Annotated in this window: 21 protein-coding genes; 5 read left to right on the top strand and 16 right to left on the bottom strand. The window is 45.6% G+C overall.

Annotated features, from left to right (window positions below; translation table 11 throughout):
- Positions 1–87: 87 nt before the first annotated feature.
- The 10 genes from NSS87_RS03805 to NSS87_RS03760 all read right to left on the bottom strand — a co-directional run bounded on the left by NSS87_RS03805 (position 88) and on the right by NSS87_RS03760 (position 13,174).
- Positions 88–1,308 (bottom strand): response regulator, encoded by a 1,221-nt coding sequence (locus NSS87_RS03805; protein ID WP_339244897.1) that lies wholly within the window; start codon positions 1,306–1,308, stop codon positions 88–90.
- Positions 1,286–3,034, bottom strand: coding sequence for a sensor histidine kinase (locus tag NSS87_RS03800; RefSeq protein WP_339244894.1), 1,749 nt, complete (start codon positions 3,032–3,034; stop codon positions 1,286–1,288). The genes NSS87_RS03805 and NSS87_RS03800 overlap by 23 nt, the downstream gene beginning before the upstream one ends.
- Before the next feature lie 139 nt (positions 3,035–3,173).
- Positions 3,174–4,880, bottom strand: coding sequence for a trehalase family glycosidase (locus tag NSS87_RS03795; protein ID WP_339244891.1), 1,707 nt, complete (start codon positions 4,878–4,880; stop codon positions 3,174–3,176).
- A 279-nt stretch (positions 4,881–5,159) separates the two neighbouring features.
- Positions 5,160–6,857, bottom strand: a complete 1,698-nt coding sequence (locus NSS87_RS03790; RefSeq protein ID WP_339244889.1) for a hypothetical protein — start codon at positions 6,855–6,857, stop codon at positions 5,160–5,162.
- Between the two features lie 61 nt (positions 6,858–6,918).
- Positions 6,919–7,764 carry a transporter gene (locus NSS87_RS03785; protein WP_339244887.1) on the bottom strand — a complete coding sequence of 282 codons (846 nt, stop codon included), beginning with the start codon at positions 7,762–7,764 and terminating at the stop codon, positions 6,919–6,921.
- A 143-nt stretch (positions 7,765–7,907) separates the two neighbouring features.
- A complete protein-coding gene (locus tag NSS87_RS03780; RefSeq protein ID WP_339244885.1) occupies positions 7,908–9,488 on the bottom strand; it encodes a hydantoinase/oxoprolinase family protein in 1,581 nt (526 codons plus the stop codon).
- Complete coding sequence (locus tag NSS87_RS03775) at positions 9,488–10,603, bottom strand: DUF917 domain-containing protein (RefSeq protein ID WP_339248420.1); 1,116 nt, start codon at positions 10,601–10,603, stop codon at positions 9,488–9,490. Before NSS87_RS03775 ends, NSS87_RS03780 begins: the two co-directional genes overlap by 1 nt.
- A gap of 1 nt (position 10,604) precedes the next feature.
- Entirely contained in the window at positions 10,605–11,915 is a 1,311-nt protein-coding gene (locus NSS87_RS03770; protein ID WP_339244883.1) for a cytosine permease, read from the bottom strand.
- Between the two features lie 37 nt (positions 11,916–11,952).
- Positions 11,953–12,534: a TetR/AcrR family transcriptional regulator gene (locus NSS87_RS03765; RefSeq protein ID WP_042184917.1), complete on the bottom strand. Its 582-nt coding sequence runs from the start codon at positions 12,532–12,534 to the stop codon at positions 11,953–11,955.
- Positions 12,535–12,724: 190 nt separating this feature from the next.
- Complete coding sequence (locus NSS87_RS03760; RefSeq protein ID WP_339244879.1) at positions 12,725–13,174, bottom strand: VOC family protein; 450 nt, start codon at positions 13,172–13,174, stop codon at positions 12,725–12,727.
- Positions 13,175–13,270: 96 nt separating this feature from the next.
- On the opposite strand from NSS87_RS03760, the gene NSS87_RS03755 reads away from it, so the two are divergent.
- Positions 13,271–14,209 (top strand): YafY family protein, encoded by a 939-nt coding sequence (locus NSS87_RS03755; protein WP_339244878.1) that lies wholly within the window; start codon positions 13,271–13,273, stop codon positions 14,207–14,209.
- 2 nt (positions 14,210–14,211) lie between these two features.
- On the opposite strand, the gene NSS87_RS03750 is transcribed toward NSS87_RS03755, so the two are convergent.
- The gene (locus tag NSS87_RS03750; protein WP_339244876.1) at positions 14,212–14,886 is read right to left on the bottom strand and encodes a MarR family transcriptional regulator; all 675 of its coding nucleotides are present in this window, start codon (positions 14,884–14,886) and stop codon (positions 14,212–14,214) included.
- Positions 14,887–15,054: 168 nt separating this feature from the next.
- Here NSS87_RS03750 and NSS87_RS03745 point away from each other — a divergent pair, with 168 nt between their 5' ends.
- Positions 15,055–15,678: an NAD(P)H-dependent oxidoreductase gene (locus NSS87_RS03745; protein ID WP_339244873.1), complete on the top strand. Its 624-nt coding sequence runs from the start codon at positions 15,055–15,057 to the stop codon at positions 15,676–15,678.
- Between the two features lies 1 nt (position 15,679).
- Here NSS87_RS03745 and NSS87_RS03740 read toward each other — a convergent pair whose 3' ends face one another.
- From NSS87_RS03740 to lpdA, 3 genes are read right to left on the bottom strand one after another with little or no spacing between them, the layout of a single operon-like run.
- A complete protein-coding gene (locus NSS87_RS03740) occupies positions 15,680–16,840 on the bottom strand; it encodes an ABC transporter permease (RefSeq protein WP_339244870.1) in 1,161 nt (386 codons plus the stop codon).
- Positions 16,824–17,456, bottom strand: a complete 633-nt coding sequence (locus NSS87_RS03735) for an HlyD family efflux transporter periplasmic adaptor subunit (protein WP_339244867.1) — start codon at positions 17,454–17,456, stop codon at positions 16,824–16,826. Before NSS87_RS03735 ends, NSS87_RS03740 begins: the two co-directional genes overlap by 17 nt.
- Positions 17,453–18,847: a dihydrolipoyl dehydrogenase gene (lpdA, locus tag NSS87_RS03730; RefSeq protein ID WP_339244865.1), complete on the bottom strand. Its 1,395-nt coding sequence runs from the start codon at positions 18,845–18,847 to the stop codon at positions 17,453–17,455. The genes NSS87_RS03735 and lpdA overlap by 4 nt, the downstream gene beginning before the upstream one ends.
- Positions 18,848–19,043: 196 nt before the next feature.
- On the opposite strand from lpdA, the gene NSS87_RS03725 reads away from it, so the two are divergent.
- The 3 genes from NSS87_RS03725 to NSS87_RS03715 all read left to right on the top strand — a co-directional run bounded on the left by NSS87_RS03725 (position 19,044) and on the right by NSS87_RS03715 (position 21,167).
- Positions 19,044–19,610, top strand: coding sequence for a TetR/AcrR family transcriptional regulator (locus NSS87_RS03725; RefSeq protein WP_339248418.1), 567 nt, complete (start codon positions 19,044–19,046; stop codon positions 19,608–19,610).
- Between the two features lie 85 nt (positions 19,611–19,695).
- Positions 19,696–20,688, top strand: a complete 993-nt coding sequence (locus NSS87_RS03720; RefSeq protein ID WP_339244862.1) for a DUF4003 family protein — start codon at positions 19,696–19,698, stop codon at positions 20,686–20,688.
- Positions 20,689–20,708: 20 nt separating this feature from the next.
- Complete coding sequence (locus tag NSS87_RS03715; protein ID WP_339244861.1) at positions 20,709–21,167, top strand: GNAT family N-acetyltransferase; 459 nt, start codon at positions 20,709–20,711, stop codon at positions 21,165–21,167.
- Positions 21,168–21,287: 120 nt separating this feature from the next.
- On the opposite strand, the gene NSS87_RS03710 is transcribed toward NSS87_RS03715, so the two are convergent.
- Both NSS87_RS03710 and NSS87_RS03705 read right to left on the bottom strand, forming a co-directional pair.
- Positions 21,288–23,933, bottom strand: coding sequence for an FtsX-like permease family protein (locus NSS87_RS03710; RefSeq protein ID WP_339244859.1), 2,646 nt, complete (start codon positions 23,931–23,933; stop codon positions 21,288–21,290).
- A gap of 13 nt (positions 23,934–23,946) precedes the next feature.
- Entirely contained in the window at positions 23,947–24,648 is a 702-nt protein-coding gene (locus NSS87_RS03705) for an ABC transporter ATP-binding protein (protein ID WP_042184895.1), read from the bottom strand.
- Between the last annotated feature and the right edge of the window lie 165 nt (positions 24,649–24,813).

The following is a 24,813-nucleotide window of genomic DNA, read 5'->3' as shown; positions in this document are numbered from 1 at the left end:
ATAATAATTGAACCGCTTTCATCTTAACTTTTATGAAAGCGGTTCAAAACCGATATCTATTCGAATGTTTGCGTACTTTTGTTCGATTTACAGATCGAGGTGTCCATCTGTTCGAATCACGGCGTCTTTTTGTTGTATGCGGTAATAACTAGGCGTCTGACCCGTGCAGCGCTTGAACCATTTGCTGAAATATTTACTGTCGCCCAGCCCTGTCCGCTCCGCAATATCCTGCATCGTCAACTGCGTATCCCGCAGCAATGCCTTGGCAAGCTTAAGCTTCCTTTTATATTGAAAAGCCACAAAGCTGTCGCCAACCGTCTTCTTAAATAGGATCGAGAAATGGCTTCGGCTAAGTCCCACCTGGCTCGCCAAATCGCTAACCGACCAATCCGCTCCAGGGTTCTCATGCAGAAGCTTCACGGCCTTCCAGATCGGTTCAGGCCAGTCCTGAGACGAAATACCATGCAGCTTCTCCACTTCCGCTTCCTTGTGAAGCGCCATGAAGGCCTTGCTTAAATCTTCAGCGTTGCCCAGCGGTCCTCTCTTAGCCCATTTCAGCTTCTCGATTTGGCTTTTCATCTGAACGAGCAGACTGTCCGCAATCTCCAGCTCGTCACCAGGTACAATCCAGTAGCAAAGGTCCTCACCGTAAGGGATGATAACAGGTGCGCTATGGGGCATCCGGCTATTCTCATCCTCATTAAGCTTGACGAGATCCAGGTAAGTACAATCGCATCCACAGGTCTTGATCAGATAAATGTACAAGGGTTCCCTATTCAGCGGCAGCTTCTCCCTAATGAGCTTATCTATTTCGTCAACAAATTTGCTGCTGTGTCCACTCTGCCAGGCAAACAAGAGAGAGCCCAGCCGTTCTCCATAGATTTCGCTTGTTTCAGCATCCGCTACGGGAGCAGACGATGTCAGCTCCCTCTGGAACTTCTCCAGCATTCCTTCCAGCTCTTCATCTTCAAAGGCCGTCTTAAGCAGATATCCTGAAGCCCCAAGCTTAATTCCCTGCTGAGCAAACTCAAAGTCACGGTGACAGCTCAGCAGAATAATCCGGGTGTCCTTATCGACCTCTTTAACTTTGCGTAACAGTTCAATCCCATTCATCTCCGGCATGACGATATCGGTGATCACTATTTGAGGCAGGTGAATCTGATAGGCCTCCCAGGCTTTAAGGCCGTTTGGCGCATCCGCCACCACTTCCATCCCATACTTATGCCAAGGAATTGTAGAGCGAAGTCCTTTGCGCACGATACTCTCATCATCTGCAATTAACACTTTAATGGTCTTGGTTGTCTCCATGCGGACTCTCCTCCTTCTTGGGCCACCGAATTACGATAGTAGTGCCTTCACCTTTCGTAGAATGCACCGTCAAGCCATACTGCTGTCCGAAATGAAGCTTGAACTTCTGATTCGCGTTCTGAACGCCGAGTCCTCCGCGTCCCTGCGGTTTACTTTCCGGCTTTGCAAGCATAAGCGCCCTCAGCTTCTCTTCAGTGATCCCTGCACCGTCATCAGACAATGTTAACAACAGATGCTCACCTTCCTCCCGTACACTTAACGAAATGTTTCCCTTCCCATCTTCAAATCCATGAAAAAAGATATTCTCGAAGAGCGGCTGAAGGGTCATACGGGGAATCAGATACGGCTTAAGCTCTTCTTCACAGGTCTGTTCATAACTGAATGCGGACCCGTAACGGATCTCTTGTATTTTCAGAAAATGCTCAATCATACGAAGTTCACGTCCTAGTGTGATCAACTCCTGAGAGATATCCAGATTACCTTCGAGCACCATCGTCAGATGATAGAGCATCTGGCGGATATCCTCTGCCCCTTGGAGCCTTGCTTTCCACTGGATAGAATTCAGCGTATTGAAGAGCAAATGTGGATTAATTTGGTAGTGGAATGCCTTAAGCTCGGCCTCCTTCTTCAGCCGCTCACTCTGCTCCACTTCCTGGACAAGGGATTGAATTCCCCCTACCATACGATTGAAACTGGTGTCCAGACTTCCGAGTTCATCCTTGCCTTCCACCAAGGTCCTCGTGTGTAGCTTGCCAAAGCTGACCTTCTGCATCGAGTCTTTCAGCCTGCGAATTCGAGCTGTGAATTTCGATGAGAATATATAAGCTAGCCCAAAGGCAAGCAGACAAGAAACAATGGCTACAAGTACTGTGTTGGAGCGGATCAGGTTCGAGGAAAAATAAAATGCTTTGGCCGGCAATCTTGCTTCAATCTTCCATCCGTTGGCTGCCAGTGTCCTATTCCACACCACGTCGCTACCGTCTGGAGTGAATGGAGAATCTGAATGGTAAACGGGTTGCCCTTCAGAATCAGTTATCGTCAAATGCGCTTTGGTATCTTCTTCAAACATATGGAACATATTTAGAAGAACCTGCGCATTCTCTTCAATTAAGATCGTGCTTCCATGCTGGTTTCCAGCCGGATTATTAATCCGTACAGCGAGCCCCAGTATAGGTTCTCCGGTATCCGAAGCTTCCATGCCATGATTCATAGGATAGAAGCCCAGCCAATAGGGCCCTTTGGATGAATAAGTAATGGCCCGCCAGGCGGGGATATCATTAAGCTTACTGACATTCAGATTATTCTCTCCATAGTAATAACCAGAACGGGTAATCAGATAAATACCTCTTGTCAGATCCGTCTTAAGTGATTTAAGCAGCGCCTCGAAGTCATCTTTATTCATAATCTCCTGATACGTAGTTGGAACATGATCACCTAGTCCCACCCGTGCAGGATCAAGGAGATACGAATAGATTGTTCCTGTCGTCTGATTCATCCGGTTCAAAGCGGAGCTGATCTGCTGATCAAGTTGAGCCACGGTGTTCTCCCCGTATTTCCCGAATTGAGAGTTGATGACTATAGCGGATTGATAATAGTTCAAGGCTCCCAGTGACAGTAGCGGAATAATCGCGACAATAAGAAAGCAAAAGAGCAGCTTAGTCCGGATGCTGAAATAAGAGCGAATAGAGAAGCGATGATATAACTTCTTAAAGAAATGACTCCACATGACTTCTCATCCCCGCCTTATATATTTCATTTTTATAGTTGAAGTGTAGCACGGACTGGCACACTCGGGAATATCTCGGAAAATGGGAAAGCACTTCCCCTCACGCCGGTCTTGACCAGGAGGAAGTGCCCGTATGTTTTTAAGTTGTATACTCGTGCCCTAGGATTAAGAAGACACTTGAGGTCCAAGTAAACGCCCTGTCGCGAAGCCCTTGACCCGTCAGGGCATCAAAGTTCTCGGCCATGCCACTCTTGTTTAGCATATTGCAGAATCGGCGGGCTACCTCGCTTGCCAGTTCAACATCCCCCGCCGCGGCCACACCTTCCACGAGCAACATGGTTGATGGCGCCCAAATCGGGCCCCGCCAATAGCCATCCGGCGTGTAGTAAGGGCTCTTCACACTCTCTGTAGCCCAGCCGTTCGGCGTCAAGAAGCGGCTCTCATCCCGCAGGCCATCCAGCAGTGCGCGCAGGATTGGCTCCGGCAGCCGCTTGCCAAGCAGAATGGGCACGAAGAGCAGTAGGCTGTCGCCGTCGGATGCTTCGTGAGTTCCAGAACGACAAGCGGTGAACCTTCCATCCTTCCAGAAATGACGCAGCATTTTCTCCAGGGTCTCCTCGCCTAATCGTCTCCATGCGGTGCTTTCGTCGGTAAGCCCCAGAAGCCCGGCAATTTCGGCAAGCAGTTCAATCTGCAAGATTAAAAATGCTGCCAGATCTGGGCTCTCCACCGGAATCCCGTTATTAAAGGCGGTACTGTTGTCCCAACCCGAATCGTTTCCATGATTGTACTGTGGTATACCGTCCTTGTCGTTATCCCGGTAATAGAACCACCAGTTCGTCCACTTGCTCAAGGGCCCATACACTTCACGAAGATGGGATTCCTTAATATAATCCGTCCGCTGCATCATCCAGGCCAGCGTCCAGCCATGAATAGGCGGTTTGTTGCAGTTCCAAAGCTCGTACTTGTCGTTGATAAAGTCCGGAATCAGGCCACTCTCATCCTGGCGGTCGAAGAAAATCATAAACTGGTCCCAGGCCAGCTCCGGGTGATGTCTGACCAGAGCCATCGCATTGAAGCAGTGATCCCAGCTCCAAATATTCGTCATCCAGTTCTTCGACATATACATTGCTGGCCGGGTCAAACATCCTTCCGCGGGAACCAGACAGGACCAGGTAATATAAGCCGCCAGTTCACGGCCGTCTTGCCAGCGTTCGGGAACGGTCAAGCTGGCACCCAGCCACTGGTCATATTCCTGTTGCACCGCTAGTACCGCTTCCTCCCATGGTGTCCAGGCATCACGCCGTTCCCATACCGTGCGGAATTCTTCCACCGCGAACTCGGCAATTTCCGTACCCGCTTCAGGGATGAACTCCGCCACAATGCGGGAACTTTTGATTTTGTCCCAAGGTACCTCCATCCGGAGAGCCCCGGTTAACCGGGTGAGCATGAACCGGCATTCATGGGTGAAGCTGTTTACTTCCCAACTGCCTGCGCTATGTTCATAAGCATAATCGTAGGCTGAGGTACGGAAGGTTAGGCGGATGCCACATCCTCTGCTCTTGAAACGGACCGTACGGCCATCTGTGATACAGATCTCCGCATAGATATTGTCGGTATCCGTATTCAAACGAAGCAGTGCAGGCTCTGCCTTAGCCACGTACGGAATATACTGATTACTCTCGTCCAGCAGTTCAATTTGAAAAGCTTCACCAAATTTATCATCCCCACCACGCACGGTCCGTAAGTAAAGTCCCTCCGCCCTGACATCCGATTCAGGTAGTTCAGAAATAGCCAGAAAGGTGCCTCTTCGGCTGAAGGGTACCGTGTTAAGATTAAAGTTCATATCGTTGGACTCCTTTCCAAAGGAAGTATGCGCTTTCAGTTTATCCAAGGCGTCAGAATTACGAAACAGACAGGTGTTAGCGATGGGGCGTCATATTGTTGGAGTGAGAAGTCTGAGGCGTACACGGGTGTCTTTTTGTTAGATGATCAGGGGTACAAATGTTAGCACCTCTTTGTAAACGAGCATATCGATAGGGAAACGGCATATGAGTTTGGTAGAAAAAAAGGTTATCCGTAATACCTCATGTAGGCATTAACGGGATAACCTTTTGCTGGTAATTTAATTTAATGGAATAGAATAAAACAGTCGGGATCCTTTGTTGTTGGTATACCATACAATTTTGTCGCCGCTAACAATAGGGCTGCTTTCTGATAGTACAAAGTTCTTAATCGTTTGGATACCGCCAGTGGTTGCACCCGCTCCATCTATAAGAACATATTTCAGGTCACCCGGATGATTCTCTTTATCAAACTCCTGCCACAGCACCATCATTTTGTCGTCTGTGATTTTTACTAGTTTAGGAATGGAAGCGATCTGGTTCGTACCAACATATTTAGCCAAGGTGATGTGGTTCACTGCTGTGCTAGACAGGTTGGCTTTTGGTAGAACACTAAGAACGATATCTCTCTGATCCTTCTCCAGTCCCACCATCTCATAAGACGTATATTCTTTGACAAGCGAATGGTCAATCGTATTCATAGCGACAATATAGTTCGCCGAAGACATCTCAAATCCGCCTATAGAAACGCCTGTGGTGTTCGCACCGATTTTGCCGGGAATATTAAACAGGTCTACCTCGTTATAGCTGGTTCCATTTCCTTTATTCAGCACAATCGAACGAGGATAGGCATCACCATGATCCACTAGAACATGCGTAGCACCATCAAACAATACATATTGATCAAAAGAGTGGCTGACATGATTCTTCTGGAATCTTCCCAGATCATTCGTCACGGTCATTGTTTGGGTATTCACGATAATGGTCAGCTGCGATTGATGATTTAGTTTATCTTCTGTCGTGTATCTTGTACGTGAAGTGTGGAATACAAGCGTATCACCAGCCTCGGCCATACTACCAGAGCCAGAATCAAAAGGGCTAACCGTATAACTCTCGCCACCCTTAATGGAGACACTATCTACTCTATTAAAGCTTTTATCATAACGGACAATACGAATCACTTCTTTGCTATCATTCTCTTCGCGATTCTCTTGTCCAAAAGCAATATAGTTATACTTCTCCCCACTATAGAAACCACCAAATATCGGAAGCTCAAAAGGGATACTCTTATTTCCAGTTAGTTCAAACTTCTCATTATATGATTCAATCGTAACTTCCTTATTCGCCTCAAGGACACTTACAGTCCCGTCATTATTATTCACGAGATAGGAAGTGGCCGTACTTTTCCATCTGGGAAAATAAGAAGATACAGCGTTACTTTCGGTTTTCACCGCCGTCTTTACCCGGTAAGCATGATCTGGAACTTTTGAGAACAAGGATATGCGATCAGACTGAACGTCATATTCGATATCGAATGGAATTTTCACCGCCAAATCTCGCAACTGAACATAGTTATTCTCGTCAATATTGTACGCCGTAATCGACTGTAGCTGTCCGTTCACTAGCACTTTAGAGGTCGACAGCGTAGCTGAATAATTTCTATTGCGACTATAATAGTTGCTGCTAGCTTTCTTTTCGGGAGTATAGGCTTGCCCGGTTATGATCTCTATCGCATTGTTTGCTTTATTCCAAGTGATATCAAATTGACTGGCTGTTCCCGAGAAATACTCCGCTACATCGCGCAGCCGGAAATAATTGTTGTTCGAGATATTGAATCCGTTCAGATCCCTTTGTTCTCCGTCAAAATATGTACTGCTCTCGGTTACCTTAGCCTTCACCGTACTGCTCGCAAAGGTTGTAGTGCCGAGCGCTGGTATAACCAGTAATACAATTAGCAAAACACTAAAAATCCTCTTCATCCAACTTTTCCCCCATTTATATATAAATAAAAATACTATAATTTCTATCGGTATTTTATTCCTATTCCTCCACCACATAACTTACAAACGCCAAGCGCTTACTATCCGGAGACCACGAATTCACGTTAATCGTACCTTGTCCTCCAAACAATTGTACTAGTGTGCGATGATCTCCTCCCGTGCTTGCCATCAATCGAATCTCAACATCCTTATTCGCAGGGTGATCGCCAGGATCTACATCTCCTTTACGGTAACTCAGGTAGGCAATCGTCTGACCATCTGGCGATACATGCGGGAACCAGTTATTGCTCTCATCAAAAGTCATCTGTGTTTGCTCAGCGCCATCGGCATTCATTCGCCATATCTGCATCAGCCCTGTACGCACCGAGTTGAACCATATATGTCCCCCATCTGGTGAATATTCAGGCCCATCATCCAGCCCAGGCGAATCCGTCAGTTGTATCTCTACTCCCCCGTCTACTGGAATGGTATAAATATCATACTGACCATTGCGCTCTGCACAGTAAGCTAACTCAGCACCGTTTGGAGACCAACCATGTAAATAACTTGGAGCATTCGGTGTAACTAGAACCGGTTCGCCACCCTCCATGGGAAGAATATATATACGAGATTTACCATCTTCTTTCGTATGGTGACTAATTGCAATCTTAGTGTTGTCAAAAGACAGAACATGATCGTTATTACATTCCGCAGCAAACCCCGAGTCAATTTGAACAAGCTCACAGGTTGCGATGTCGAACGAATAGAGACAACCTCGACTATTATAAATAAGACGCTTACCATCGCTAGTCCAATTGGGTGCCTCGATTAAATAATCAAATGAGCGGAGCACAGTACGTTCCCCAGTCTGTACATCTACGATTTCTAATGTGCTAATCACTTTCATTGTCCTCTCTCCCATCGTTAAAATATGTACATAACCCACTTCGACAGCTATTCTAAATCCCCTTTCTTTCTTGGTAATACAATTATAAAGACAAAAAGATCCGCCTCGAAGAGTTCACTCCTCAAGGCAGATCCATAATCATCTTATAAACGTCCAGCCGCTTTTACTTTTACCAGCAAGGCATTGCCCGGCAAGTATGCAATCGGAATATCCTCAGACAATACGATCTGAACGGTATTGCGATCTGCACCGGCTAGAACAGCTTGCTCTATTGCATGGCTGCGGGCATCTTCCTTAGCTTCATCATAAGACATTTCGTCCAGGGAATAAATGCGCTCTGTCTCCCCGCTCACCTCACCTAACGCAGCGCCAATCGCATTCGCAGCATCATAGTGATCCGGTCTCACAATCCGTGATACACCTTCAAGCTTGTCTGCCACAAGAATACTTCCGCCACCGACCAAAATGACGTCAACAGGATCTGAGCTTGTCTTCATCCGATCAATCGCTTCCTCGATATCCCGCGTAATGATCTCATCTGCTCTCTTGCAGATCGATTCATCAAGTACCTCTGTCTGCGCATCTTTCCACTCGTATCGATTAAGCTTCACCGCCACATCGGTTGCTGTGAGCGTATCACCACCAAAGATGAGGCCGCGCTTCAATAGCTCGTACCCCACGCTATCCGGACCCACTGTTACCTGATCCTGCGTTTCATCTAAGCGAACGATTGTACCGCCGCCGATCCCGATCGATAAGATATCCGGCATGCGGAAGTTCGTGCGAATGCCGCCAATCTCAACCGCAGCGGATGATTGACGCGGGAAGCCTTGCATCAAGACGCCGATATCTGTCGTGGTGCCACCAATATCAACAACAAGTGCATCATTCAGACCTGACAAGTGTGCCGCACCCCGAATGGAATTCGTCGGACCGCAAGCAATCGTCAGAATCGGGTAACGAAGCGCATATTCACTGTACATCAGTGTTCCATCGTTCTGACAGATGTATAGGCTCGCGTCAATTCCATAAGTGTGAAGCGCCTCTTCGAAGCCCTTTACGACTCCAGCAATAACGTTAAGTAATGCGCCGTTCAGCAACGACGCGTTCTCACGCTCGAGCAATCCAATACTTCCAATCTCATGAGACAACGTCACAGGCATATCTGCGCCAAGTACTTGCTTCGCAAGTTCTTCGACACGTTTCTCCTGCGAGGTATTCACTGGGGAGAACACACCACAGATCGCAACCGCTTCGACTTCACCCTTCATTTTCAAAAAGCAGTCTAGCATCTCTTCTTCATCCATTTCAACAATCGTGCGGCCATCATACTCATATCCACCATGAACAACATAAGCATGTGGGCAAACCGTTGCCTTAAGTGTATCGTCCCAATCCGCAAGTGGAGGAACCGCAGTTGTTGCCGGTGCCCCGATTCGAATCAAGCCGACTTTCCCCAAGTGCTTGCGCTCCACAATAGCATTCGTACAGTGCGTAGTTCCGAGCATTGCATAACGAATCTGCGCCGGATTCACACTACTCTCTGCTAACAAACGACGGATGGATTCAGTAATGCCTTCATTCACATCACGTGTGGTATGCACTTTTATCGTATGAATGGTGTTTAGCTTGGAGTCGAGCAAGGCTGCATCTGTATTTGTCCCGCCGACATCAATCCCAATGCGGTATATTTCTTCCATGTTGTCTACATTCGTATGAGACATTACTCTGCTCCCCCTTTCTCTGCTGCCAATTGTTCAATTGGAACATAAGGTGCATCATAGCCAAAATATTGTGGACCTACCGTCTCGAGGCCCTTTGGTGAACGCCATTTCGGATCACAAGGGAAACCAACCACACTCACCCGGGCACCGTATTTCAAATTCTCAGTCGTGATTGGCATACCGGTATCCTGGTCAAGCACAGAGATCAGGTCAGGAGTAATAGCAATTGAATGTCCATCTTCTGTGGCAAGAAGGAACTCATTCTGGAAGAACAAAGTCATCGTACGTCCCTTTTTAGCATCTGTACCTTCGAAGATCGCTTCACCGCGTGTAAATCCGCCTTCTGTACGACGGCGAATGTCTACTGCCTTACCCTGGAACAACGCATATCCATTCAGCTGCTTCAGCAGCATTTCAATTGGATTCTGCTTCAATTCCTTGGACTCGAACAATGTTTTTCCGATTTCATACGCAAGCGTCAAGGTATGTGGGATTGCACTTTGCTTTACCTGCGCTCCAGTTACCGGATAATCACAAATCGAAGCTGATCCACCCATTTGAATCGTAACCGCACGCGCCATCCGCTCTTCCCAAACACCGTCGATCGCATGCATAAGCACACCGTTGCCGCGTTCATCTGCCATCGTAATCGGACTGCAGTCAACACCGTCCAAGTAGAACGTCACCATTTGCGATTCTGGAAAAGCCCGTCCCATGGCATCCGCATCTACGATAGGAATATTGCGTTCCGCAGCCGTAATTACGGGAACCAGAGAGTTACCGCCACCGACCTCAATCGGCATAATGGCGCTCACCTTGCGTCCAAGCTCTTTCTCAATCATATCCAAAGGCTTGATCATTTGCTGAATCGAAGGAATCTTCTCATTCATAACCGTAGGTGCGCCAATCATGGATATAGGAACAACCAATGCATCGTCCTCCAGATCCTCAGGACTTAATAAACGAACAGGACCATATTTGCGAATGGCTTCCATCGCCATCAATTTACCAATATGCGGGTCACCGCCCCCGCCTGTTCCAAGAACGGCTGCACCAACAGCAATGTATTGCACCGCTTGTTCATTTAATTCTGTTAGTTTGTGATTTCTCATGATGTTATCCCTTCTTAGTCATGATTTTGCCGACAATCCACTGCACGATAAAGGCGAACATAAACGCATCTAATGCCGGTACGCTCGTGATTTGGAACCATCCAAATCCATCTGGCGCTGCGGTTGTCATAAAAGCGAACAACGTAGCTGCAACCCACACCGCTAAGGAGCGAATCACCCAGTTCTTATTGCGATCCAGACCTTCAAAAGTGAATTTCTTTCGATCTACAAGCAAAAATTCGGACGTGTAGATCCCCCCGATTGGAGAGACAAACACCGTAATAATATTTAGGAAAGATAAAAACTTAGCATAGATGCCAAGTACGGCAAGCAACGTAGCAAAGATACCTGCCACAATAGTAATTAGCTTTTTCGGAACCTTTTGGAACACGACAGAGAACCCTAGCGAAGCAGAATATAAATTGTTCGTGTTTGTCGTCCATTGGGCAAGGGTTAAGACGATAATGGCTGGAAGCCCAAGTCCTAGCGCAATGAAAATATTCGTCAGATCATCTGTGTCCATAATTCGAGATAGGAAAATAGCTACAATTGTCATGAAGCTGTTACCCACAAAAAAGCCAATAAAGGCCGCGGTTATAGCATGCTTCGGTGTGCGCGCCCAACGAGCGATATCCGGTGAAAGCACCGTGCCGACAATAAAGATACCAATAACAAGCGAGATCGCTGTCCCCATCGGGATCGCTGCTCCGCTAATCGGTTCCCACACGGCTGAAGCTCCTTTGGTGTGGAACGCGGAATAAATAGCCACTCCGATAAACAAAATAAGCAATGGTACGGACCAGGTGCTTAGTCGTTCAATAGATTGATATCCCCAAATAGCTGTCGACATCATCAAAAGCCCACCTATGAATGAAAGCACCCCTAAGGACAGATGAATATCCCATAATTGACTAAAAGCAGTCTGCATATTCGAAGCGAAGAACCCGACCTGCACCCCAAACCAACCGAGTGAGAAAATACCGAGGATAACCGCTACGACACGTGCACCCACATTTCCGAATAGAAACCGAGAGATCATCGATGTCGATAACCCTGTTTTCGCCCCTACATACGCACATAACGCTCCGATCACCCCTAGGATTAACGAACCGATTATGGTTGCTGTGAGTGAATCCGTCAGATTCATTCCATTGCCAAGCTGAGCACCCAAGAACATCGCTGATAGGTCAATCCCGATGGCGATCCAGACGAGCGACATAGATAGCCATTTTTTACGCAAATGCGCTGGAACCGGCTCTCTCTCAAAATCCCCCGAGCTAAGCTCGTTCCCCTTTACTTCACTTACTTCTGCCATTCTCCCCATCCCCTTGTTGTTATCTTCTTCTGTAGCGCTATGAGGACGCACCCTTCCAATACATTTCAAACGCATGGTTCAGCTTACGCTCATAAATTCCCTTAGAAGTGTAATAGAAATACTGCATGCTTAATCCATCCATCAAGTTGAGAAAAGCATCTGTGAGAAGCTGCACGGATTGATCGCGAATTACGCCCTCTTCCATCCCTTTTGAGATGAATTGTTCAATGATCTTCGTCAGCATCGCGTCGGACTCTAGGAATGCTTCCTCAATCGTTTCCTTTAAGAATGCCGGTGGGAAGACCACATACCTCAGCACAATTTTGCTTGCTTCAGGACTCTTCTGATAGAACTCATACTGTCTAGACAATATGCCTCGTAGACTTTCCTGGGCACTCAGTACTTTCTGTTCTTCCGATAGCTCTTGAATATAAGTGTTATAGGACTGCATAGCCTCACGAAAGACCGTCATAAACAAATCCTCTTTATTCTCAAAAAAGGCATAGATCGCCGGAGTCTTCACGCCAACTTCCTTCGTAATTTCAGAGAGAGCCGTACCCTCGTAACCCTTCTCTCCGAATAGTCGCATCGCTACTTCTTTCAACTTGTTTTTGGTCAAGACATTCCACATCCCTTACTTACTTAATTAACGTTAATTAAAAAACACTATACATCTTTATGCATAATAATTCAATGTTTTTCATAAAAAATAGCCATCAATACATACAAAAAAGCCGACCAACATCAGGATAATCCCTGAATTATGATCAGCTAAACAGTGAACTGGGTTTACTTTAGAAGCAAAGTTGTTAATGTAATCTTTCATCAAACATGATTTGAATTTGAATACCAAAGGGATCTTCAATGATACCGTAGGCTTTACTAAACACATTACTAGATAAAGGAGCAATAATTTTCACGCGCTCATCCGTGATTAAGCTACTATAGAAGCGTTCAATTTCCTCTAGGTCAGCACTTTGAATACATAATGAAGTGTTATTACCCACTGTATATTTCTCATTCGTATTCATTGTATCTTCTGCTATCATTATTTTTGTTTTTCCGATTAACAGGACAGAGTGAGTAATATAATCCTTATTTTCATCCGTAAGCTGTATGGAGCTGTCACGTTCTGCTAGTTGTTGATAGGTAACACGTAACAATTCCTCTGCATCAAAATGCTTTTTGTAAAATTCTATAGCTTCCTTGGCTCTTCCCTTCATCGATAAGAAAATAGCTACTTCTAGTGTTGTACTCATAGTGTAAATCTCCTTCGTATATTTGATATGTGATCTTAAACTTATTATCATATATAAAGGTATCAAAACATGACACCTTAATAAGGAGCTTTTTATATGAAGAAATCAGAACGATTAAATGACATGATGAGATACTTAAACGGGCGAGAGTTTTTCAATCTAAGTGACCTTATGGAGAAATACAATATTTCAAAAAGCACAGCGCTACGTGATGTTACTTCATTAGAACAATTGGGTATGCCTATTTTCGCGGAACATGGAAGACACGGACGTTATGGTATTTTGAAAAATAGATTGTTATCCCCTATTATTTTCACGATAGATGAAGTCTATGCACTGTACTTTGCTATGCTGACGCTAGAATCTTATCAATCTACACCTTTTCATTTAAGTGTTAATAAGCTAAACGAAAAGTTCGAGCACTGTCTATCGAGTACACAAATCAACCAGATTCATAAAATGAAAAAAGTTCTACAATTCGAAATGTATCAGCATAAGCATGTCAGTCGTTTTTTAGATAAAATCCTGGCAAGTATTCTAAATGAATGTGCCTGTAACATTGAATACACAAAAAATAACCAGACAAAAAGCTACCCTGTACAATTCTTCAGAATTTCCGCGAAGTTTGGTCAATGGTATGCTACTGGAATAGAGTTAAATACGAATACATATAGGGTGTTTAGATGTGATCGAATAACCTTCATTGAAGAAGAGGAAAGCAAAGCTCGTTATTCTATTGAAGAACTTCTTAGTCGTTCCTTAGAATTTTATCAATCCGAGAACAGTATTCACTTTGAAATTGAGATTGCGGAGCAAGCCAAAGATATTTTTTATAAAGAGCATTACCCCTCTATGAAAATAGAAGCTGGCCCGAAAACAGTCATAAAAGGATTCTATAATCCAGGCGAAGAAGAATTTCTAGCTAATTATTTCATGCGTTATGGTCAATATGTTAGAGCGGTGAAGCCTGAAGGCTTGAAACAAATGATTCAGGATAAGCTAGAGCAACTCTTAAGCCACTATCAGAAATTATAAAGCTACTCAAAAGTGGTAAAAAACACATCTTGAAGAATGGCCTTAGCTTTCTTAAGATTGCGTGTATCAAGTTGGTTAAGCATATCTACGATTTGACTCATTTCATCGATTTCCATTGCCTCATGAGATTCTCCAGCATTTAATGGTACTTCTTCAGCAACCGATTCCGGATGAACCCATGATGCTTCTAAAGTATCCTCGAACGCTTGGTTCAGAAATAACAATTCATCTGTGTTATATCTCTGTAGAAACCGATTTATCCCTTTATTCATCTCCTTATGTAGTGCTTGATGCAAATCGAATATTTCTTTTCCAAGAGGTGTTGTAAGAAACAGCACTTCTTTTTTATTATCGGGGAGAAACTCCGTGCGAATAATTTGCTGCAGAACTAATTTTCTAGTGATTTTGGACACGCTACCTTTCGGAATTCCGAAATGCTTCGAAATGGTAGTGCCATTCACCGGCTCAAGCTGTCCAATTGCATCGATTACATGCAGCATCATGACTGTGGAGTCTTGGAGGAAATCAATGATAAGAGGATTACTACAGTTCTGAATCAACCACGCCTTCTCTTCATCATCCTCCGATTGAAATCGCTTTTGTAATTGGGGAATCATATCTATCAATTTTTTTATCATAATATCCTTATTAGGTAAGTTCTCGAAAGAATGCGTCACTGTTAAGTCTCCTCGTAAATTCATCTTATGCTCATTTTAACAAGACACAGCTCATAAATAAAGTTTCCTAGAAATAATATTGACAACAAGGAAACTTAAAACGTATTATTGTTTCCATAGTTAATATTTTATTTCTAGGAAACAATAAAAAGAAGAGAAGGTATTTATATGAATGTCTTAATTATTTTTGATCATCCATATGGAGCATCAGCGTCCGAGAATATCCCACATCAGCGAAGCTATTCCGCAGCCTTATTAGCCTCCGTAATGCGAGGTCTTAACACTAAAGGCCATACGATTGATCTTATCGATCTGCATGCCGATGGATTTGATCCAGTCATGTCGCGCGAAGAACTTGCTGCTTGGCGACAAAAGAAAACCACCGACCCCCTAGTCGCCAATTATCAGCAGCGGCTTATGGCAGCAGATCATATCGTCTTCCTATTCCCCATTTGGTGGGAGGCCATGCCCGCTCTCACCAAAGGCTTTCTTGATAAGGTATTCGCAAAAGGTATTGTCTACGAGGAAATTAAACCTGGAAGGCCCTTCAAATGCTTGCTCACGAATCTTAAAGGAGTGTCACTGCTGACCGTAATGAACACGCCCGACTTCTTTTATCGCTGGATTTTTGGCAACCCCATCACCAAAATTCTGTTCAGAGGAACCTTCCGCAAAATGGGAATACGGAAGAACCTCCGTTGGTATAATTATGCCGGGATGTCAGATCGCAGCTTAGAAGAACGGGTGAAGCATCTTAATAAAACAGAACAACGTTTTGCACGACTAGAGTAGATTAGATTACTGAAGCTGGGACTGATTTCGAGAGCTGAACCTCGGATTTGTTCGCCTCCCTGAGCACCAGCAATCCGATGAATAAGGATACAACACCAATAATGATCAGCAGTGCTCCCAGCTCCTGACTGTAGGCTGTTAACGCCACATCCCGAAAAGCCATCCCGCGTATAAGACGATTAAGCCAGTTCATCGGCAATGCCCAAGCGGAAATTTGAAAAAACTCCGGAAACGCTAATGGGCTCAATTGGATTCCAGTGGCAAGAAACGACGGATACAATACGAAATTAGTTCGTAAATTAACTTTGGATACGTCTTTGGCAGTATAACCAATCAACAGGCCCATAAGTGACAGAGCAAAGGCATACACAAACAGCGGAATAATAAAAAGATAAGGCTCTGCTTCAAAGCGCATTCCCCCCACCTGCTTTAACAAGCCATAACACAGGAGCAGCGAGATCGTTGATAAAACAGCGTAAGGTACACTACGAACCCAAATCTGCCAAGGAGACTTCCCGTTTGCAAAAAGTTTCCCCTCCTGCCGTAAGCGAGGGGCAATTGAACCTGCTGCGCTTGTTGTAATCATCAGCACCACAATATTCACAAATCCAATGACCATAAAGCTCACATAACTTGTGGTCGGATTAAACAACATCCGCTGCTGCAGGGACAACGGAGAAGCAAGTCCTTTAGAGGTTTCGGCATCCATCCCCTTTTGGAGGAGACGGGTCATAGAAAGAGTCATATTTTCCGTCTGGATGACTTCCTGAATCGCAGTTCGGATGCCGGTTAGACCTGATGGCATGGTGTTATCCATTAAGATGCCGAGATTCGTTGATATCCCCTGCTGCTGATGCAGCCCTAACGCTTTGGGAAGGGTGATGACCGCGACAGCCTGCTCATTTGCCAATAATGTTTCTGGATCTAAGGGGCTGGCATACACATTAGTTACTTTCATATATGGAGAAGCATTTATTTTAGAGATCAGCTGTCGTGAATACGAGCTGTGATCCTCATCAATGACTACAACATGCGATTCGCTGATTTGATTCTTCGAGAACATCAAGCCAAAAAATATAGCCGCGATAAGCGGACCAATAAAAATCAGGCGTAAATACTTACTGCCCGCCACGTACTTCCACTCATCAATCAGTGACTTCATCGAGCTTCACCTCCGCTGTCATCCCCGGAAGCAAATCAGCATTCGCATCCATAGCTATACGGACAAGAAACATGTTTAAATCGGCTTGCCCTTTTTCACGTGACATGCGTAAGCTCGCAAATTGAGGGGCGGCTGCGATGGAAGTAACGACACCCGTCACCTCGCTTGGATGGTTCAAATACGGAAAATGAACGTCGATACTTTGATTCACCTTTAGCTTTTGGATTTCGCTCTCCTGTATGTAAAGGTCTGTATAAAAGTTGTTTTTTTGCAAAACCGCCATTGGCATTCCTAGCTGTATTTGATCTCCCGGCTTTACAACAATCCTGTTGACCGATCCGTCCTCCGGCGCGAGTACATCTGTTTCTCCTTCTTCAGCGGATTTAACCTTGAACAATACCTCTCCCTGTTTTATAGAATCACCTACAGCCACACTGACCTCTACAATTGACCCTGGACTGTTCTGATAAAATATAGTCTTTTGCTCTGCATCAAGAATCCCTTGTTTCCTGCTCTCAGCTTGACTGACAGCATCCTTTCCTTTTATAGCAAGTAGTGAACCTCCAACGATTAACGCAATCGCAATTCCAATATATAAACCTGCTTTTATCTTCATTTCCCGCTCTCTCCCCTTACCATTTTTTTAGCCGCATTTTCGGCAGCCTCCATAATCACTTCTCCCAATGTGGGATGAGGGTGAATGGTCATCGCCAAGTCCTCTACAGTTGCTCCCATCTCAATGGCAAGGGCAAGCTCCGACACCAGTGTAGATGCTTCTACTCCAACAATTTGGGCACCAATAACGATTCCCGAGGTTGGGTCCGCTACAATTTTGACGAACCCTTCCGTTTCCCTCAAGGCCAATGCTCTCCCGTTAATCCCAAAAGAAGATTTGCCAATAACCAGCGGGATGCCTTTTGCCTTTGCTTCTGTTTCACTTAAGCCAACACTGGCCAGCTCTGGATCAGAAAAAACAACAAGCGGAATGGCTCTATAATCAACCTCGGAGGAAAGACCTGCAATGGCTTCTGCCGCAATTTTGGCTTCATAGGACGCCTTGTGAGCAAGGGTAGGACCCGACGTAATATCTCCAATTGCAAAAATATTCGGGATAGCCGTTCTGCACTGTTCATCTGTCTCAAGGAACCCCCTGCTCGTCACTGGCAAACCTATACGGTCCAGCCCTAAATTGCCGTCTGTATTTGGTTTTCTGCCGACAGTGACTAACACATATTCCGCTGTCACATGCAGCTGCTCCTGATTTTTCAAATAATGCAGTGTGATGGCGTCTGCACTCTGCACTACGTTCACAGCTGTCGCTCCGGTAATCATCTTAATCCCATCAGCATTCAGCTGCCTTCCAACAGGGCTCACAAGCTCCGCCTCAAATCCAGGCAGCACTTGATCTCCTCCCTCCAGAATCGTTACCTTTGTTCCAAATTTGGCATACATTTGCCCCAGCTCAACGCCTATATATCCACCGCCAATAACTACTAGGCTAGTTGGAACTTCACGGAGCGACAGAGCTTCTGTCGAAGACAAAACACGTCCGCCAACTGGAAAGGCTTGCAGCTCAATCGGACGTGATCCTGTGGCTAAGATGGCATTTTTAAAAGAAATGCTTTGCTCTTGTCCAGACTGACTGATAATAGCGGTATGCTCATCGACCAATCTGGCCTCCCCTTCCAAAATGCTCACACCTGCAGTCTTTAATAAATAGCCAACTCCACTTGCCTGCTTATTCACAATTCCTTGCTTGAAATCCTGAGCATTCTTAAATGACACTGCCGCATCCGCAGAGCTGAACGGTCTAAGCAACTCGTAACGATGGGATTCAGCAATTAATGCTTTGGAGGGAATACACCCAACATTAGTGCAGACTCCACCTAGCTGATTGCGTTCAACAATCGCTGTTCTCATTCCAAGTTGTGAAGATCGCAGCGCCGCCACATACCCACCCGGACCTGATCCAATGACCAACGTTTCTACGAACTCAAGTTTCCCCATCTCCTGATACCTCCTGTACCTGCTATTTTAAAATATGATGATCGTAATATATTATTACCATCATATTTTAAAACCGTCAACAACCGTGTTTATCCTTTCATAAGCAGACAGTGCTCAGAATCGTTAAATTGACAGGCTTTATTATGATGCATATAATATTTTAAAAGTAGAATTATGAAGCTATGGAGTGATTATGATGCCCTATCCCAAAGGCCATAAAATAAAAGTACGGAATACGATTGTTGAAAGTGCTGCCCAGGCTTTTCGCACCCATGGCATTCATGATGTAAGTGTTCCCTTCATTATGAAGGGAGCCGGATTGACTCACGGCGGGTTTTATTCACATTTCGACAACAAAGAACAACTCGTCGCCGAAGCCTGCCGGTATGCCATCAGCGATACCATCGCACTTTTGCAAAAGGTCGCGGACCAGGAAGAGCAGCACATCAAAATCAATGCGGTCATTGACTATTATTTAAGTCCGTATCACCGCGACAAAACGGAGATGGGCTGTATTATCCCTGCCCTTTCTGCCGAGATATCTCATTCTTCCGAAGAAGTTCGGCAAGTATTCACCCAGGAACTGGAGCGGATGATTGCTTTTATCTCCGATCTGGCGGGAATTGAGCCCTCCAAAGGTAGCGCACTGTTCAGCACCATGGTTGGCTCTCTAGTTCTTGCAAGGACTGTAAATGACCCTGAACTGAGCGACAGCCTTCTTTCGTCAGGCAAACGGTATGCTAAAGAGCTGGTTACGATCTAAAAACAATAAACACCCCAAACAAATGAATCCAACTCAGAAAATTTTCGTAATATTATGAATTATAGATAACTGAGGGGTGTATCCAATGAACGAGCAGTATGCTGCAAGGGTTGAATTGTTCGCAGAGAACGCGCAGAGGATCAAAAAGGCTTTTCCTTGGCATAATGCAATGGTTAGCCGTTTGGCGGGGTTACTGTACACAGCAGAGAATAAAAGGGCAGATGAGGATGCGATTCGTGCGGGCCACGAGCTTATTAAAGAAAATACCGGAATGTTTTCTTCGTTTAGGGGGAACTCGGCAATCAGTATTGCTACTATGCTCTCTCTTTCTGCTGACAAGGAACAACAGCTTGCTAACACGCTGACCGTGTATGACTTATTGAAGGATGTCAAATTTAGAGCCTCTGATTATCTCGTCGTTGCCGCTTATCAAATCGCCGCTAATACGACAACAGATCAGTATCAGCGTACGGTAGAACGCGCAAAGATGTTTTACGATAGCATGAAAGCGAAGCACCGTTTCCTTACCGGACATGATGATTATATCTTCTCTGCCATGCTCGGCCTTTCCGATATCGACGTGGACAGCGGCATCGACCGGATGGAGCAGCTTTACACTACACTAAAGCCTGAATTTATGTCGGGGAACAGTGTGCAAGCTCTGACACAGGTACTGGTTCTTGGAAAAGAAGCTTCAGAAGCAGCGGATCGTGTACTGGCATTACGAGATGCGTTCCGTGCACATGGCATCCGGTTAGATAAGGAATATACCCTTTCTTCGCTGGGCGTGCTAACTTTGCTCTCCTCCAACAATAAGGACATGGTTACGGAAGTCTCAGAGACCTTCGAATTACTGCGTAACAAAAAAGGCTTTGGCAGCTGGTCCATTGTAAAGCAGGAATTGCTACTGCTGTCAGCTGCGCTGGTAGCCTTCAAATATGTAGAGGATGTGCAAAGCGGCATTGTAACCTCGATGCTTTCCACCAGCATCACTAATATTGTGATCGCACAGCAGGCTGCTCTTGCTGGGGCTGCGGCTGCGTCGGCTGCAGCTGCAGCTTCATCTTCTTCGAATTAAGTGGAAATGCGAGGGAAGACATGGACTCGATACAACCAATCACCACTAGAAATGAAGAATGTTTATACCGTCTACTGAATATTTGGGAATTATCTGTGCGGCATACACATCTATTCCTGTCTGAACAGGACATTGATGTGTTGCGGCCACTGGTTATACAAGGGATGGAGCATATAAATCATCTGCTTGCTTTTATAGATGACCATGACCAATCGCTTGGATTCATAGGGATTCAGGATAACAAGATTGAAATGCTATTCGTAGAACCTGCTGCAATGGGAAAAGGAATTGGTAAATCGCTCGTTGCTTATGCTATACAGATACTGAACGTAGTCTACGTTGATGTAAATGAACAAAATCCGCAGGCCTTAGGTTTCTATGAACGTATGGGTTTTCAAGTTTTTGAGCGTTCTGCACTGGATGAACAGGGGAATCCTTTTCCTATCCTGCATATGAAGTTATCGATCGGCTCACGTTAAAAGATTCCATCGCCTCTCAAAGCAAAAGAGACCGCTTCGAGTAGCCATAACAATGGCTGTTCGAAGCGGTCCTTTGTGTTTAAGTAGGATCAACTTTTGTTTTTGGTGTGGAAGCTCCGCTTATTCTACCGACTTCAACGCCTCAATCATATGAATCCGTTTGAGCTTAATGTGCATGAAAGCCATGACTATGCCTGAGAACAGCAGTGTTAAGAGTGCGGCATACACATAGCTTGGCCACTTAATAATCGGCGCGAACATCGTCGCATCCAGCTCAGCTGTATTTAAAACGAAGCTGTGCAATATAATGCCAAGACCCGATCCGGCTACAATGCCAAGTAGGCTTAGCAGCATATTCTCGCGGTAAATATACAACGTTACTTCCTTATCATAAAATCCCAATACCTTGATGGTTGATAGTTCCCTGATCCGCTCAGAGACATTAATATTGGTCAAATTGTAGAGGACGACAAAAGCTAAAGCAGCAGCCGATACAATGAGTACCAAGGTTACAACATCCATACTCTTCATGGTGTCATCAAAGGCAGTACCTACGTTGCTGGAAAAGCTGACCGCGGCCACTCCCTCATTATCCGTTAGCTTCTCGCCGAACTTGTCCTCCCATGCTTTATCGTGCGTGGTATACTTCAGCAGCTCTGTGTTGAACACCGGTTCTTGTCCAAATACGGAAGAATAATACGCAGGTGTCATATAAACATAGTGCATTACATAGTTCTCTGTAATCCCTATGACCTTAATCTTGAATGTCTCGTTATCCTTGTCCACCACATTCAACTGGTCGCCGGGTTCAAGCCCGTATAATTTAGCCAGCTTCTCCGAGATTATAGCGCCCTCGTCCGAAAGCGTGCGTTTTTCTCCACTCACTCGATCCCGCAGCTCCACATAATCGGATATCGCATCAACAGATGCAGGGATGAACATATGCACATCCTGATCATTTACACCACTGCTGTGCGCTTTCATCGTTTCCTGTGCCACACTTAGTGATCCAGTTATAGTGGACTCGCCAGTAATCAATTGCTCGTAGGCATCCCGCGCATCAGCAGACGCATCTTCATGCAGCGCTACAAGTGCATCATATTTCATAATCGTGCCGAACTGCTGAGGGGCAATGCTGCCGATCGAGTCTTTAAGACCAAACCCGGTCAGAATCAGCGCCGTACAGCCGGCCACGCCGAACACAGTCATGAACATCCGCTGCTTGTAGCGAAATAAATTCCGTGCGGTAACTTTCTGAACAAAGCTCAACCGTTTCCATACAAACGTAACTCTCTCCAGTAGAATCCGCTGCCCGCTCTTTGGCGCCTTCGGACGCATTAACACAGAAGCATTGCTACGCAGCTCTACACGTGCGGCAATCCAAGCCGTCAATGTAGTGCAGATAAGCGCCACTATAATGGAAATGATGGAATACGACGGATAGAAGCTTTTGATAAGATCCGGCAGATTATAAAGCGAACTGTACGCATTATAGATAATGGTTGGAAACATGGTAAAACCGAGCGCAAGTCCCGCAACCGAAGCCGTCAAGCTGGCAAGTGTACCATAAACCAAGAATTTGGCCATAATGTCACGGTTGCCATACCCAAGCGCTTTAAGTGTCCCGATCTGCAAACGATGCTCCTCGACCATTCGAGTCATAGTCGTCAAGCTGACCAGCGCAGCAATCAGGAAAAAGAATACCGGGAAAGCACTCGCAATTGCCGATAATCGATCAGCGTTGTCTTTATATTCGGCATATCCCGGATTGGCACTGCGGTCAGTGACATAGACCTTCGGGAGCCCTAGTTCTGCAAGCTTTTGCTCCCCTGCAGCCAATTCCGCCTTGGCAGAGACCAGCCCATCAGCAATGGCTTTCATGTTTGCAGCTTGTCCCTGCTGCACCACTTCTGGCTGGCGCTTTAAATCGGCGAGCTGCTTCTCGGCGGCGGCCACCTTGCCTCGTCCACTGGACAGCTCTTTCTCACCTTCCGCGCGCATCTCCGCAAGCCGAGCTTCCGGCACACTGGACATCGCCTGCTCTACTGACTTGGTATGCTGCTCGATCAATCCCTCATACTCTGGTGAATAAGCCTTCACTCCGGTTGTATCCTTGAAGGATAGATAGGCTTCCGTATAGACCGGGAGCTTAAAATCTGACTCTGGGATCGCTGCGAATGCATCCGCCGTCCCTTTACCAATTCCGCTGGTGCCCCGGGTACTCTTCTCTATAAATTGAGGACTTCGCACAAAGCCCACAACAGTATAATTCAAAGTTTCAAAGTTGTTCGACAACTCCGCATCCGTTCCAGCTCCGCTGAACGTTATTTTGTCGCCCAGCGCATACTTTCCAGCCAGCTTGTCATCCAATACGATTTCTCCGGAATCCTCTGGAAGACGTCCTTCAATCATACTGTACTGGTTAAGAGGTTTATCTGAATTGTAAGAATGGACTTTGAGTATCAAAGCATTATCGCCGCTAAACACATCTGCGCTGTAACCCGGCTGAACTTCATCGATCCCCGGTACATCGCTCAGCAGTTCGATATTATCTTCGGTCAGACCATAGTTGGTCTGCACCTTCAGATCCATTAGTCTCGTCTCTTGATAAAAGGTTCCGGCTGTATCCAGCATATCTGGACCGGCTGACTTGATGCCAGAAAAGAAACTAACGCCCAGCATGATAATTGCAAAAATCGAAATAAATCGGGCTTTGGTATGCCTAATTTCACGAAAAATATCTTTCCATAACGCACGCTTTTTCATAGATGCCTTCTCCTTACCATTCGATATCTTCAACGGATACTGGCGAAGGATTGGTTACCATCTTCCGTACCTTAGCATTATTAATCTCAATAACCCGGTCTGCCATTGGCGCAATCGCCAAATTATGCGTGATTACGATGACCGTAGTGCCTGTGTTACGGCAGGTATCCTGAAGCAGCTTAAGCACTTGCTTACCAGTATTGTAATCTAGCGCACCTGTTGGCTCATCGCAAAGGAGCAGCTTCGGCTGTTTAGCTAGCGCTCTGGCGATAGCGACACGTTGCTGCTCACCACCAGACAGCTGAGCCGGAAAATTATCCAGCCGTGCACCTAATCCCACATCCTCCAACACCTTACGCGCATCTAGTGCACGCGGGGAAATCTGAGAAGCAAGCTCAACATTCTCCAGTGTGGTAAGATTCGGCACTAAGTTATAGAACTGGAACACAAAACCCACGTCATTGCGGCGGTAGCCCGTCAACTCCTTGGCACTGAACTTGGCAATGTCCGTACCGTCCACAATGACCTGGCCTTCGTCAGCAGAATCCATCCCGCCAAGAATATTAAGCACCGTCGATTTGCCCGCACCGCTGGGGCCGACAATCACTGCAAACTCACCTTTATTTATCTCAAAATCAATTCCGTCGTTGGCAACGATCACACTTTCACCCATTTTGTAACGCTTGTACTCATTTTTGACAGCAACAAAGCTCATTCTCCATCCTCCTGTCTCTATCCAAACCAAGCCTAATCACTTTACATTGTTTCAGTTTATCATAATTAGAACGCCCAAGCCCGAATGGCAAACCCTCATTACTCAAGGATAAATTCACATCATTAATAAGTTCATTTTTTTGTAACAATAATGTAACAAGGAAAT

Origin of the sequence: Paenibacillus sp. FSL F4-0243, from assembly GCF_037963295.1 — a bacterium.
Classification (GTDB): Bacteria; Bacillota; Bacilli; order Paenibacillales; family Paenibacillaceae; genus Paenibacillus_AQ.
The sequence above is the reverse complement of the archived record's forward strand: the minus strand, read 5'-3'. Positions and strand labels throughout refer to the sequence as shown.